16 protein-coding genes are annotated in these 12,843 nt (G+C 34.0%); 14 read left to right on the top strand and 2 right to left on the bottom strand.

From position 1 onward, the window contains the following. Positions 1 to 351: 351 nt before the first annotated feature. The 7 genes from cyoE to BUB12_RS00120 all read left to right on the top strand — a co-directional run bounded on the left by cyoE (position 352) and on the right by BUB12_RS00120 (position 6,861). Entirely contained in the window at positions 352 to 1,293 is a 942-nt protein-coding gene (gene cyoE / locus BUB12_RS00090) for a heme o synthase (protein WP_072886725.1), read from the top strand. 104 nt (positions 1,294 to 1,397) lie between these two features. Next, positions 1,398 to 2,450 carry a cytochrome c oxidase subunit II gene (gene coxB, locus BUB12_RS00095; protein WP_072886727.1) on the top strand — a complete coding sequence of 351 codons (1,053 nt, stop codon included), beginning with the start codon at positions 1,398 to 1,400 and terminating at the stop codon, positions 2,448 to 2,450. A 44-nt stretch (positions 2,451 to 2,494) separates the two neighbouring features. Continuing rightward, entirely contained in the window at positions 2,495 to 4,345 is a 1,851-nt protein-coding gene (gene ctaD / locus BUB12_RS00100) for a cytochrome c oxidase subunit I (RefSeq protein WP_072886728.1), read from the top strand. A gap of 1 nt (position 4,346) precedes the next feature. Then, a complete protein-coding gene (locus tag BUB12_RS00105; protein ID WP_072886730.1) occupies positions 4,347 to 4,970 on the top strand; it encodes a cytochrome (ubi)quinol oxidase subunit III in 624 nt (207 codons plus the stop codon). Between the two features lie 2 nt (positions 4,971 to 4,972). Then, positions 4,973 to 5,296 carry a cytochrome c oxidase subunit IVB gene (gene ctaF, locus BUB12_RS00110; RefSeq protein ID WP_072886732.1) on the top strand — a complete coding sequence of 108 codons (324 nt, stop codon included), beginning with the start codon at positions 4,973 to 4,975 and terminating at the stop codon, positions 5,294 to 5,296. A gap of 136 nt (positions 5,297 to 5,432) precedes the next feature. Further along, the gene (gene ctaG, locus BUB12_RS00115; protein WP_072886734.1) at positions 5,433 to 6,341 is read left to right on the top strand and encodes a cytochrome c oxidase assembly factor CtaG; all 909 of its coding nucleotides are present in this window, start codon (positions 5,433 to 5,435) and stop codon (positions 6,339 to 6,341) included. Between the two features lie 61 nt (positions 6,342 to 6,402). Further along, entirely contained in the window at positions 6,403 to 6,861 is a 459-nt protein-coding gene (locus BUB12_RS00120) for a DUF420 domain-containing protein (RefSeq protein ID WP_072886736.1), read from the top strand. A gap of 106 nt (positions 6,862 to 6,967) precedes the next feature. On the opposite strand, the gene ytvI is transcribed toward BUB12_RS00120, so the two are convergent. Together ytvI and BUB12_RS00130 are read right to left on the bottom strand one after the other, a co-directional pair. Further along, positions 6,968 to 8,026, bottom strand: coding sequence for a sporulation integral membrane protein YtvI (gene ytvI / locus BUB12_RS00125; protein ID WP_072886738.1), 1,059 nt, complete (start codon positions 8,024 to 8,026; stop codon positions 6,968 to 6,970). A 153-nt stretch (positions 8,027 to 8,179) separates the two neighbouring features. Further along, a complete protein-coding gene (locus BUB12_RS00130) occupies positions 8,180 to 8,548 on the bottom strand; it encodes a YugN family protein (RefSeq protein WP_072886740.1) in 369 nt (122 codons plus the stop codon). A 236-nt stretch (positions 8,549 to 8,784) separates the two neighbouring features. Here BUB12_RS00130 and BUB12_RS00135 point away from each other — a divergent pair, with 236 nt between their 5' ends. The 7 genes from BUB12_RS00135 (at position 8,785) to coaD (ending at position 12,815) form a co-directional block, all read left to right on the top strand. Next, positions 8,785 to 9,861 (top strand): CAP domain-containing protein, encoded by a 1,077-nt coding sequence (locus BUB12_RS00135; protein ID WP_072886742.1) that lies wholly within the window; start codon positions 8,785 to 8,787, stop codon positions 9,859 to 9,861. 92 nt (positions 9,862 to 9,953) lie between these two features. Further along, positions 9,954 to 10,346 carry a YlbD family protein gene (ylbD, locus tag BUB12_RS00140; protein ID WP_234982520.1) on the top strand — a complete coding sequence of 131 codons (393 nt, stop codon included), beginning with the start codon at positions 9,954 to 9,956 and terminating at the stop codon, positions 10,344 to 10,346. 8 nt (positions 10,347 to 10,354) lie between these two features. Continuing rightward, positions 10,355 to 10,588 carry a YlbE-like family protein gene (locus tag BUB12_RS00145; RefSeq protein WP_072886744.1) on the top strand — a complete coding sequence of 78 codons (234 nt, stop codon included), beginning with the start codon at positions 10,355 to 10,357 and terminating at the stop codon, positions 10,586 to 10,588. A gap of 62 nt (positions 10,589 to 10,650) precedes the next feature. Further along, a complete protein-coding gene (locus tag BUB12_RS00150) occupies positions 10,651 to 11,094 on the top strand; it encodes a YlbF/YmcA family competence regulator (RefSeq protein ID WP_072886746.1) in 444 nt (147 codons plus the stop codon). A gap of 75 nt (positions 11,095 to 11,169) precedes the next feature. Continuing rightward, positions 11,170 to 11,445 (top strand): YlbG family protein, encoded by a 276-nt coding sequence (locus BUB12_RS00155; protein ID WP_072886750.1) that lies wholly within the window; start codon positions 11,170 to 11,172, stop codon positions 11,443 to 11,445. A 328-nt stretch (positions 11,446 to 11,773) separates the two neighbouring features. Continuing rightward, the gene (rsmD, locus tag BUB12_RS00165; RefSeq protein WP_072886754.1) at positions 11,774 to 12,343 is read left to right on the top strand and encodes a 16S rRNA (guanine(966)-N(2))-methyltransferase RsmD; all 570 of its coding nucleotides are present in this window, start codon (positions 11,774 to 11,776) and stop codon (positions 12,341 to 12,343) included. Beyond that, a complete protein-coding gene (gene coaD, locus BUB12_RS00170) occupies positions 12,336 to 12,815 on the top strand; it encodes a pantetheine-phosphate adenylyltransferase (RefSeq protein ID WP_072886756.1) in 480 nt (159 codons plus the stop codon). The genes rsmD and coaD overlap by 8 nt, the downstream gene beginning before the upstream one ends. Positions 12,816 to 12,843 lie beyond the last annotated feature (28 nt).

A 12,843-nucleotide genomic window follows, 5' to 3' on the forward strand; every position in this document is an offset into this window, starting at 1 on the left:
AAAGGAAAAAACTCTTGCATTGTTTCTGATTGTCTGCTAGAAATAATGTAGGGGATAATTGATAAGCTTCAAAAAACTATGTCCAAATGTGGGCCACTACATACTTGTCATTCCAAGAAGGCTATTTTGCCTTTTATTTTATTTTAGGCAAGAAAAGTTCACAAATTTGTCACAATTTGACTGTGGTACTTTGGAATACATATGTAGTGTGAGACCGTAATTTATTCCGGGATACATTTAGTATTATCGCCAGTATACTTGTAGGACATCTTAAGAAGACAAAACATAATAAAAAGTATACTAGTTGTATCTGTTCCTTTTTAAATAAGGATAGAAGGGGGGATATACACGATGGATAATATTGACACAACTTCTTCTCACGTAGTAACTAATACTAATGTATCTAGAGGAAATAACGGATCACTAATCAAAGACTTAAAGGCTCTTGTAAAAGTTGGAATTGTAAACTCAAATTTAATAACTACATTGACTGGTTTTATACTTGCACTTCATTTTACTGGCAGTTCTTTTCTAGAGAATATGCACTTATTCCTATTAACTATAAGTGGAACTGCATTAGTGATTGCGGGAGGATGTATTCTTAATAACTGGTATGATGTCGATATTGACCCAGTTATGTCTAGAACAAAAAACAGACCAACAGTAACCGGAAGTTTATCAATGAAGTTCATATTATACCTTGGTTTAGGTATTAGCGTTGTTGGACATATATTATTGTTACTAACTTCAGTAGAAGCTGCTGTTATCGCCTTCTTCGGATGGTTTACATACGTCGTATTATATACGATGTGGTCTAAAAGAAAATATACGTTAAATACAATTGTAGGCAGCTTTTCTGGTGCCGTCCCTCCATTGATTGGATGGGCAGCCATTGATACTAGTATTCATATAGTACCAATTACTTTGTTTTTAATTATGTTTATCTGGCAGACTCCACATTTTCTAGCATTAGCAATGAAAAAGATCAAAGAATATGAAGCAGCAAATATTCCAATGTTACCAGTCGTGTATGGATTTGAATTTACAAAACGGCAAATTATAGTATATATTGCCTGTTTACTGCCATTACCGTTTTTCTTAGCATCACTAGGGACAACATTTATAGTAATTGCAACTATATTAAATATAGGTTGGCTAATACTAGGGTTAAGTGGATTCCTGATGAAAGATGATCTGAAATGGGCAAATTTAATTTTTATCTATTCATTAAATTATTTAACCATTCTATTTATTACAATGGCAGTAATTTCATTTGTAATCCCCTTACATTAATAGATAATCCTAATTGCATAGTAATAATGCATGAAAGACAATTATCTAAAGTATCCTAATCTAATTATGGAAAAAGAAACAAATAGAAAGAGAGGTATGATTACATGAAAGGTTGGATGGGAAAAATTAAAGCATTATCCCTGTTAGGTTTCCTAGCCCTGATATTATCTGGGTGTGGTAAAGAAAACTTAACGGCATTAGTACCAAAGGGGTATGGTGCTGAGGTTTCAATGGACTTAATCATATTAACAACTGTAGTTATGTTAGTAGTATTTGCAGTTGTAATGGCAATTTTTATTTTTGTGCTTATCCGTTTCCGTAAAAAGAAAGGACAAGAAGATTTTATCCCGAAACAAGTTGAGGGGAATCATACATTAGAAACAGTATGGACAGTTATTCCAATCTTGTTACTAATTATCATTGCCATTCCAACAGTACTTGCAACATTTGACCTTGCAGATGAAACAGAAGCAAGTGATTCTATTAACATCGATGTAACTGGTTACCAGTTCTGGTGGCACTTTGATTATCAGGGAGAAGATTTCCAGACAAGTCAGGATATCTACATTCCAGTAGGTGAAAAAGTATACTTTAACATGCTATCTTCAGATGTTATTCATTACTTCTGGGTACCTTCTTTATCTGGTAAATTGGATGTAAACCCTGAGAATGAAAACACCTTCTATATTGAAGCATATGAGGAAGGCGTTTATTGGGGTAAATGTGCTGAGTTCTGTGGTCCTTCACACTCATTAATGGACTTTAAAGTTATTGTTGTTAGTAAAGAAGAATATGAGCAATGGGTTGCTGACATGAAAAATGTTGACCCAGATGAAGAACCTGAAAGCGCAGTTGCTGTTGAAGGTAAGGAACTATTCCAAGAGAACAATTGTATGGGATGCCATGCTATTGGTTCATCACCAGTTCAAACAGGACCTAACTTAACAAACTTTGGTAACCGTGAAACATTAGCTGGTGTTGAGGATTTAGATAAAGATACTTTAGTTAAATGGTTATTAGATCCTGAGGAAATTAAACCAGGAAACAAAATGACTGATAATTATCCAGCATTAAATAAAGAAGATGCTGAGAAAATTGCTGAGTATCTACTACAATTAAAGCATACAGATATTACTTCTGAAAGTGCTGAAAACTAAAAATATATTTTAGGGATGGAAGATGGAAAAGGGAGGTTTAACTTGTGAGTATAGCAGCTACTCAAAAAAAGGGCGTTGGTGCTTTTATATGGGAATACCTTACTACTGTAGACCATAAGAAAATTGCACATCTATACTTAGTTGCAGGTGGATTTTTCTTCCTGTTAGGTGGATTAGAAGCCCTTATTATACGTATACAATTAATTTCACCAGAAAATGATTTTATTACTGCTGGATTATATAATGAAATGATTACTATGCATGGTACAACAATGATATTCTTTGCAGCCATGCCAATATTACTAGGTTTAATGAACGCGGTCATGCCATTACAAATCGGTGCACGTGATGTGGCATTCCCATTTATTAACTCACTAGGATTTTGGTTATTCTTCTTTGGTGGAGTTATGTTAAATGTTAGTTGGTTCACTGGCGCACCTGATGCTGGTTGGACTGCATATGCACCGTTATCAACGACATCACCAGGACACGGTGTAGATTATTATATTTTAGGGTTACAGATATCCGGTGCAGGTACATTAATGGGTGGTATTAACTTCTTAGTTACCATCGTTAATATGAGAGCACCTGGAATGACTTACATGCGTATGCCGTTATTCACATGGACTACGTTTATTGCAAGTACGTTAATTCTATTTGCATTCCCAGCGTTAACAGTTGGATTATTCTTATTAATGTTTGACCGTATGTTTGGTTCAGCATTCTTTGATGTTGCCTTAGGTGGTAACTCAATTATCTGGCAACATTTATTCTGGATTTTCGGACACCCAGAAGTATATATCTTAATCTTACCGGCGTTTGGTATCTTTAGTGATATCTTCCCTACATTTGCTAAGAAACGTTTATTTGGTTATACTGCAATGGTTTTCGCTACAGTATTAATTGCGTTCTTAGGATTTATGGTATGGGCTCACCACATGTTTACAGTTGGTATGGGACCATTCGCTAACTCGATCTTTGCTATTGCAACCATGGCAATTGCAGTACCGACCGGTATTAAGATCTTTAACTGGTTACTAACCCTCTGGGGTGGAAGTATTACGATTAACTCAGCAATGTTGTGGTCATTAGCATTTATTCCATCATTTACAATTGGTGGTATGACAGGTATTATGGTTGCTGCTTCAGTAGCTGACTATCAATATCATGACACTTACTTTGTTATCGCCCACTTCCACTATGTAATTGTTGGTGGGGTTGTATTCGGTATCTTAGCTGCATTACATTATTGGTGGCCTAAGATGTTCGGTCGTGTGTTAAATGAATTTATGGGTAAATTAGCATTCTGGACATTCTTTATAGGTTTCCATTTAACGTTCTTTATCCAGCATTTCCTTGGATTAATGGGTATGCCACGTCGTTACTGGGTATTCCTAGAAGATCAAGGTTTGGATACAGGTAACTATATTAGTACTATTGGTGCATTCTTCATGACATTTGGGGTATTAGTATTCTTGTACAATGCAATTTACTCTTGGGTTAAAGGAGAAAAAGCTCCAGCCGATCCTTGGGGAGGTCGTACATTAGAATGGGCAATCCCATCACCACCGCCATTCTATAACTTTAAACAATTACCATTAGTTCGTGGTCTAGATCCACTTTGGATTGAAAAGACAGAAGGTAATGGTAAAATGACACCTGCAGAGCCATTAGGTGATATTCATATGCCTAATAACTCAATCATTCCATTTATTATGTCATTAGGATTCTTTATTGCTGGATTTGGGTTCATTTATCAAACAGACTATAATGCAGCATATATCCTATTATTTGGTGGAATGGCAATTGCACTTGGTTCCATGTTAGTTCGTTCCCTAAAAGATGACCACGGCTACCATATAACCAAAGAAGAATTAGAAAGGGAGGCTGACTAATATGAGTCACGATCATTCCTTGAATCCAGAAACAATGCCTCATAATCCTGAAAAGGCTACCCTTGAAGGTAGAAATAAGTTTCTAGGTCTATGGTTCTTTCTAGGTGGAGAAACCGTATTATTTGCTAGTTTATTTGGTACGTATTTAGCACTTAAAAATTCAACAGCTGGTGGAGTAGCATCTCAGGACATATTCGGCTTAGGATTAGTGTTCTTAATGACAATGCTTTTGTTAACCAGTTCATTAACTAGTGTGTATGCGATGTACCATATGAAAAATAATAACTTCAAGAAAATGCAGCTTTGGTTAGGAGTAACAGGACTATTAGGTCTAACATTCCTTGGATGTGAAATTTATGAGTTTGCTCATTATATTAATGACTATGATTTTACTTTCCGCTCATCTGCATTTGGATCAGCATTCTATACACTAGTTGGATTCCATGGAGGACACGTTTTATTCGGTCTATGTTGGTTGACAGCTCTTATGATTCGTAACGCTAAAAGAGGATTAAATTTATACAACGCACCTAAATTCTATACGTTCAGTTTATACTGGCACTTTATTGATGTTGTTTGGGTATTTATCTTTACAGTTGTATATCTAATGGGGAGTGTGGGTTAATTATGGCTAACAATTCCAATACGAGTAACCTTGACTCATTCCAGAAACAAAAAAACAAGGATGAAATGAAAAAACAATTAATTTCATTTGCATTAATGATTGGCTTTACTTTAATTGCGTTTGCTATTGTAGCATCAGATGTAATTAGCGATATGTTTGTCGTACCAGTTATTTTACTTTTAGCTGTGATACAGGTAGCATTTCAATTTTATTATTTTATGCATATGAAAGATAAAGACCATGAATGGCCTTCCATAATGATTTATGGTGGCGTATGGGCTGCTTTGTTAACAATAGCAGGGTTAGTCTTAGTAGTATGGTGGTAATAATGTAGAGAGATCGGGCATAGTCCCGATCTTTCTTAAATTTGTTAAGGAAAATTCATAAATTATTCAATTTTACAGTTCGATATTATTGTAGACTAGTAAGAAGAAACTAGTTTTATTTTGGAGTGAAAAACATATGTGGTTAGACTTACAGATATTTGGTTTTCGTGCATTATGGAGTCCATATTATTTTCTTTTTGTGTTAGCAATAGGAATTGCTTATTATTTGATAACAGTTCAATTTCGTCATAAATTTGGTATTGATGCTAAACCAAGTACAAAACAACAAACCTCTTTCTATATTGGATTAGTATTATTATATGTAGTTAAAGGTGGTCCAATTGATCTATTATCACACATCATGTTAACGGCACATATGGTTCAGATGGCTATATACTACATCGTATTTCCACTATTGATTATTAAAGGTATACCTGAATGGATTTGGGAACGTGTAGTAAATAAGCCTGTTATTAAGCCGATTATTAAATTTCTAACGATGCCTCTAATTGCTTTGCTTTTATTTAATGGGTTATTCTCTATGTATCACCTTCCAGATATCTTTAATTTTGCAAAATCATCTCAAATAGCTCATTCATCAGTTTCAGTCGTTATTTTATTCGCTGCATTTATCGTGTGGTTACCTGTTCTAAGTCCAACGAAAGAATTAGATCGAATGAAACCTTTAGTTAAGATCTTCTATATTTTTGGTAACAGTGTCTTAATTACACCTGCTTGTGTTTTAATTATCTTTTCTGATGTACCACTATTTGCAACATATAGTGCTACAGGAGCTTGGATGCAAGCATTAAGTCTATGTGTACCTGGTGATGTATTAGAAGGCATTAGTTATGCCATTTCAGGCCCAGAGATGTTCTCACCTATGAGTGTATTAGAAGACCAGCAACTCGGTGGGATTATAATGAAGATTATGCAGGAAATTACTTGGGGAATTGTACTAGCGCAAATCTTTTATGGATGGTTTAATGAAGAGAGTTTGAAAGTTGATCCATTACCGGCAAATAATTTTAGTGAAACGAATTAGTTATTTGGATTTAAATATATTTTAAATTAATTTTAATTATGCTTAGAAGGGGATTCGTGTGATGCCACCATTATTACCTACAATCAGTACATTTTTCATTATTGTTAGTGCAATACTTGTTGCAATAGGTTGGGTTTTAATTGTTAAAGACAAGAAAAAACAGCATAAGAAGACTATGATTGCAGCAGCGATTAGTGCATTGATCTTTTTCATCATTTATATGTCCAGAACAATTTTCTTAGGGAATCAAAGCTTTGGTGGACCAGATGAATTAGAAATCTATTATACAATCTTTCTTGTCTTTCATATTATCTTATCGACTACCGGAGCAATATTCGGTATTGTAACACTTACACTAGCCTTTAAACGAAATATACGAGTTCATCGTAAAATTGGGCCTATCACGAGCGTTATTTGGTTCTTTACTGCGATAACTGGAGTAATGGTATATCTATTACTTTATGTGTTATACGATGGAGGAGAAACGACAAGTTTAATAAAAGCAATTTTGGGAACATGAAAAGAGGTTATCACATAAGGGGAAATTCCTTAGTGATAACCTCTTTTAATAGAATCGAAAGTATAAGTTAAAGATTAGTCTAGCTCCGAGCACTCTCAAGCTTTTCTTATATTTTTACATTCCAATTAATGATTTCAGCTTCTTTTGCAGAAGTAAAAGCAATGACAATTAGTGGTCCAAGGATAAATCCTAGTATTCCTATAAGTTGTAAACCAATAAACATTGCTATTAGAGTTGCTAATGGAGATAATCCAATATGTTTGCCCATTACTTTTGGTTCAACTGTTCTTCTAATAGCTAATAATATAATAGCGAGGACAGCCAATTGAATTCCTACTCCGATATCACCAGCCAGTAACATAATAATTGACCAAGGTCCTAGAATTGCAATAGAGCCGATAATTGGTATTAAATCAATCACCCAAATAATTAACGACATGATAATAGCAACATCGGGAGCTATAATTAATAGACCAATCAGTGAAACGGCGAAAATTAGTAGACTAACCAGGAATTGTGCTTTAAAGAATCCTAATATTACACTTGAAAGACGATTATTCATAAAGGTAACTTTTTTAGCTGTTTCTTTGGTAAGCATATTATATGACTTTGCTTTTAAAATAGGTAACTCTAACATAAAGAGAAAGAGAGCAATTAAATAGACAATAAAGCTAATTATATATTGTGGAACTGCTGCAAATGCTTGTGCGATATTTTCAATAGTTAATGTCTTATTTACTGTAGTACTTAAGTTCTTTAAATTTGTTTCTATACTGTCAGATACTTGTTTTACAAATTCATCTGGTAAATTCGCACCATATTGTTCAAAGTTATCTTCCCATTTGCCATAAATGTTATTTACTTTATTGATGTAAGATGGTACGTCCTCAACAAAGGTTACTACTTGAGCAACAGCTTTCGTCACGATGAAAGTACCGGCTAATCCCATAACTAGTAAAAATAATAGGAAGACAATCGTGACAGCAAATTTTCTACTCAGCTTTATACGATTTTGGAAGAGTCGAATAAGTGGGTTTAACATTAAAGCAGTAAAAAAAGCTACAATTAAAGGAATCGAAATTGGTAATATAAATATACAAAACAAAATGAGTAATATAGCCAAAAAGAGTAATGTCCAATGGCGTTTTGAAATTTTCCGTAACAAGAAAATGAAATCTCCTTTCAAAAAGCGAGCTTATACACAGAAATATATGTATCTATAAAAAATATAGCATTATTTTCCCATTTTGAACAGAATAAGTTCATTAAAACAAAATAAAAAATCAACAGCTCACATGGAACTGTTGACCTATTAATATTATTTATTTTCGTGATCCTTAACTTCATCTCTTACACCTTGAACAAGCTTTTTGGCTCTTTCAACAAGATTCTCAGGGAAGTTTTCTTCTTCACCATATTCTACACCATGTGGGTAGTAATGCTTACCTAGTAGTGGTGTCATTAATTTAATAACAGCATTCCCACGATCTACATCGCCTTCAACAGCATACCCTTGAATACGGATATAGTAAGTAATATTTTTTTCTTTTGATCCTATTTTATAGTCATATGTAACTCTTTCATAATCCCATTGTCCTGCACGGATAAATGCGTGCTTGCCCATTATATGGTCAAGTGGTTTAATATCAATAAGGATGTCTTCAATTTCCAAGTTTTCAAGTCTCAATTTATCCACCTCACAAAATTTTCCTAACTAAAACTATAATAGTACGAATTGCTTGAAGTTGCAATGAAAAACAAGAGATATTTTCTATTGTTAGAAAAATCGTCATAAATTATGTGTTTACTAATAAAATCTACCTTTTCTACTCCATCTATTAAATTTCCATTTTAATAGGAATGTATTTGAATTCTAGTACATATATATTTAATAATAATAAAGGTAGAAGGGGTTAATATACTATGCGAGTTATTCGAAGGGTCTTATTGTTCTTACTATTATTATTACTAGCTATTTCAATCGTATTATTTTTGTTTAACGACAAAGAATCGACACAGAAGCCTGTTAATCATATATATCATGAATCACTAACATCTGAAAAAGAGTTACAAAATAAACAAGTTCCGGAAAAAATTATATCAGACCATATTCTTCAAGATAATCTATTTAAATGGATGGGAAGTGGGGTCAACCAACTAGAAGAAGCCCTGGGTGAACCCCTTCGAAAAGATATTAGTTCCTATGGATATACTTGGTTGGTTTATATGAAAGACCATTCTGAATACGTCCAATTCGGGGTAATGGATGATGAAGTTAAAACAATTTTTGCAACGGGAATGGATGTAGGAACAAATTCGATAAAAATTGGAGATGACTACGATCACTTGAATCAAATCTTCTCATTTTCAACTGAAGTAACATATGGAAAAGGAATTACATCTTATACATTCCAATTAGATGAAGAAGATTTAAAAATGCGACCTCTAGTAAGGGTAGGAAATGATGTTTATATGCAATTATATTTTGACACGTTCACACAGAAATTATCTTCTATTCGGATTTTGACTGGAGAAATTTTACTATTGCAACGTCCATACGCTTTAAGTTATCGTGGGGATTTACCTGAACAACCTAAATTATCTGATGAGCAATGGGATCAAGTCGAAGCAGGGATGGAAAGTCAGATTTTTGACATAACGAATGTTATTCGGAACAGTTTTGACCGTTCTACATTAGAGTGGGAGGAAAGTGTAAAAGAAGTGGCATACCTACACAGTAAAGACATGGCTGAAAATAACTATTTTTCACACTATGCATTAAATGGGGATGGATTAAAAGAAAGACTTGCAGCTCAAGATATATTTTATTTTTCTGCCGGTGAGAATATTGCTGCCTTATATGTAGATGCACCTGCTGCTGTAGAAGGCTGGTTGAACAGTGAAGGGCACCGTGAAGCACTGTTAAATAATGATTTTACTCATTTGGGGGTCGGTGTATTCCGTTATTATTACACTCAAAACTTCTTAACAAAGCCATAATAATGCACAGCCTACATTTAATCACATAAACTATTAATGGATGAAGTATAAGTATCACAAATTATAGAGTATGTGCAGTGGGGTGAGTCAACTTGAGTGAGAACAGAATGCATCCTAAAGTGGCAGCATTTAAAGAATTTATCAATAAACACCCTAAATTAAGGCAAGAAATTAGAAAAAATGGGCGTTCATGGCAAGAGTATTATGAAAAATGGGTGTTATTAGGAGAAGATGACCCGATGTGGGAACAGTTCCACAGTGAGAGTGATGACAAAAAATCAGATGAAAAGACGGAAGGAAAGTCAGAGTTATTTAGTCAATTACTAAAACTGACTGAAAATGTCGATATAGATAAAGTACAAAAAAATGTTCAACAATTAAGTGGAACAATTGGAACCATTCAAGAAATGTTATCACAGTATCAAGAGAATAAAAATCCGAAGCAACCACGTCAAAATGATCCATTTAGTATGTTTAGGGATTAGTGATCGATATGAATAGAGAAATTTATCATTATTTACAGAATAGGCCTGAACTATTACATTTTGTTCGAATGAATCCGGTATGGTATCGGTACTTGGCAAGGGAACCAAATCGAGTGACAGAGATAGAGGCGGTATCTAAGCAGTTTTATGGAAAAACAATCCCTCAGAAACTGGATCGTTTGAATCATCGAATGCAAATGGTAGGAATGCTTCTCCAATTTGCAGAATCTATGAAAGATTAATGGTTTTTCATTTTCACCATTCAAATAAAATGATATGATAATGGTGGAGGTGGAGTTTAGTTATGATTGCAACCTTAGAATATGTTAATATATTAGACCAATCTGAAGAATTGGGCAAAATGGTTTTACAATCTGATGTTTTTGAAGAATTCCGGATTGCACAAAGTAATTTAACAGAAGATAAAGAGGCACAACAGCTTATTAAAGCTTTTACTGATATAAAAGAACACTATGAAGATATCCAACGTTTTGGTAGGTATCATCCAGATTACAATGAAATTATGAAGAAAGTTCGTATGACAAAGCGTGAAATGGATATGAATGATAAAGTAGCAAAATATAAAATAGCTGAGAGGAACTTACAACGGTTACTTGATGACATTAGTGAATACATTGCGCATAGTGTAAGCATTGATATAAAAGTTCCAAAAGACGGTGCTGCCTTAACAGACAGCGGTTGTGGCTGTGGTAGTGGTGGAAGTTGTGGCTGTGGTACAGCTTCCTAATTAGTATATACAGTTGAAGTCATGTTCCAGCTTTGGTAGACTATTTTCAAATAATTAGGTAAGTGAGGAAATGCAATGAGAACGAAACGTCAAGGGTTAATTATATGGTTTCAACATATGAAAAATATTAAACAAATAAAACGATTTGGGCATTTGATTTATGTATCGAGACGTTTGAAGTATGCAGTAATTTATGTTGAACAAACGAAAGTTGAAGAAGTTGAAACCAAGCTTTTGAAGTACTCTTTCGTTTCTAAAATTGACCGTTCATATAAATCAGAAATCCGCACCAATTTTGATAATGCTAAGCCGGATAAAGCCAAAGAATATGATTATAAGATGGGGATTTAAAGCCTTTGTGAGAAGTCACAGAGGTTTTTTATTTGTTTACATAAAAAAACCTGCAGAAATAATTTCTGCAGGTCCCTTTGTTTTCTTGTTAGAAAACAAAAAGGCAAAGGGAGAGGAGAAACCGGAGGAGAACTTATGGGGAAGTGTAAGTTTCTTCTCCGAGTTTGAAACAACCAAGCTACGCATTAGCTGTCTCATTACCGTATTATTTACAAGCAAAAAAAATATATACATGGAATTAATAATCTTTTTAAGAATTCTTCCTTCTATACAAAACCTTATTCATTATGGTAGGATTAATGTCGAATAACATCGACGGGGTGTTTCTATGCGCGTTATTGCAGGTATACATAAAGGAAGGCAATTGAAAGCGGTACCGGGTAAAAATACAAGACCAACTACTGATAAAGTGAAAGAATCGATTTTCCAAATGCTGGGTCCTTTTTTTGAGGGTGGGAAATGCTTAGATCTGTTTGCAGGAAGTGGTTCATTAGGTTTCGAGGCAATAAGCCGTGGAATGGATACATGTTTGTTTATTGACAAACACCCACAGGCCATTCAAACAATAAAAGAAAACATAAAGCTCCTAAAACTCGAAAATAATACCGAAGTTTATAGAGCAGATGCTTTTCGAGCATTACATGCAGCTAGTAAAAGAGGATTAAGATTTGATTTAATATTTTTGGATCCTCCTTATAATAAAATAAGCTATGAAAAACTGTTAGATACAATCGAAAAGCTTAATTTACTAGCAGATGGAGGACTAGTTTACTGCGAATATGACCCTTCCGATAAATTACCAGAAAAACATTTATACTCTACCATTAAACAGGCTAATTATGGAGGAACGATTGGTATTACTATTTTTCAAAAAACAGGAGGTAATGTAAATGACTAGCCTAGCGATATGTCCAGGTAGTTTTGATCCGATTACATATGGTCATTTAGATATTATTCGTCGTGGTTCTCGAATCTTTGATAAGGTTATTGTCGGAGTATTTAATAATCAATCAAAACGTCCTTTATTCACAGTGGAAGAACGCATTAAGTTAATTGAGGAAGCAACGATTGATTTACCAAATGTTGTAGCGGATGTAAGTGATGGGCTGCTGATTGATTATGCAAAAGAAAAAAATGCACAAGTAATATTAAGAGGATTAAGAGCAGTCAGTGATTTTGAATACGAGATGCAAATTACATCCATGAACCGTAAATTAGATGATAATATTGAAACTTTGTTTATGATGACCAATAATCAGTACTCCTTCTTAAGTTCAAGTATTGTAAAAGAAATTGCTAAATATAAGGGAAATGTGACTGATTTAGTCCCAGAGGTAGTTGAAAAAGCATTAATGGAGAAGTTCAAGTAAAGTAATTTACTAAGTTATATTTTATAAT

The sequence above is a fragment of the Ornithinibacillus halophilus genome (genome assembly GCF_900129485.1).
Taxonomy (GTDB): Bacteria; Bacillota; Bacilli; order Bacillales; family Amphibacillaceae; genus Ornithinibacillus; species Ornithinibacillus halophilus.

Bases quoted from the DNA above. Each gene is read 5' to 3' on its own strand.
- cyoE (WP_072886725.1), top strand. From the start codon at position 352: ATGGATAATATTGACACAACTTCTTCTCACGTAGTAACTAATACTAAT.
- coxB (WP_072886727.1), top strand. From the start codon at position 1,398: ATGAAAGGTTGGATGGGAAAAATTAAAGCATTATCCCTGTTAGGTTTC.
- BUB12_RS00105 (WP_072886730.1), top strand. From the start codon at position 4,347: ATGAGTCACGATCATTCCTTGAATCCAGAAACAATGCCTCATAATCCT.
- ctaF (WP_072886732.1), top strand. From the start codon at position 4,973: ATGGCTAACAATTCCAATACGAGTAACCTTGACTCATTCCAGAAACAA.
- ctaG (WP_072886734.1), top strand. From the start codon at position 5,433: ATGTGGTTAGACTTACAGATATTTGGTTTTCGTGCATTATGGAGTCCA.
- BUB12_RS00120 (WP_072886736.1), top strand. From the start codon at position 6,403: ATGCCACCATTATTACCTACAATCAGTACATTTTTCATTATTGTTAGT.
- BUB12_RS00135 (WP_072886742.1), top strand. From the start codon at position 8,785: ATGCGAGTTATTCGAAGGGTCTTATTGTTCTTACTATTATTATTACTA.
- BUB12_RS00145 (WP_072886744.1), top strand. From the start codon at position 10,355: ATGAATAGAGAAATTTATCATTATTTACAGAATAGGCCTGAACTATTA.
- BUB12_RS00150 (WP_072886746.1), top strand. From the start codon at position 10,651: ATGATTGCAACCTTAGAATATGTTAATATATTAGACCAATCTGAAGAA.
- BUB12_RS00155 (WP_072886750.1), top strand. From the start codon at position 11,170: ATGAGAACGAAACGTCAAGGGTTAATTATATGGTTTCAACATATGAAA.
- rsmD (WP_072886754.1), top strand. From the start codon at position 11,774: ATGCGCGTTATTGCAGGTATACATAAAGGAAGGCAATTGAAAGCGGTA.
- coaD (WP_072886756.1), top strand. From the start codon at position 12,336: ATGACTAGCCTAGCGATATGTCCAGGTAGTTTTGATCCGATTACATAT.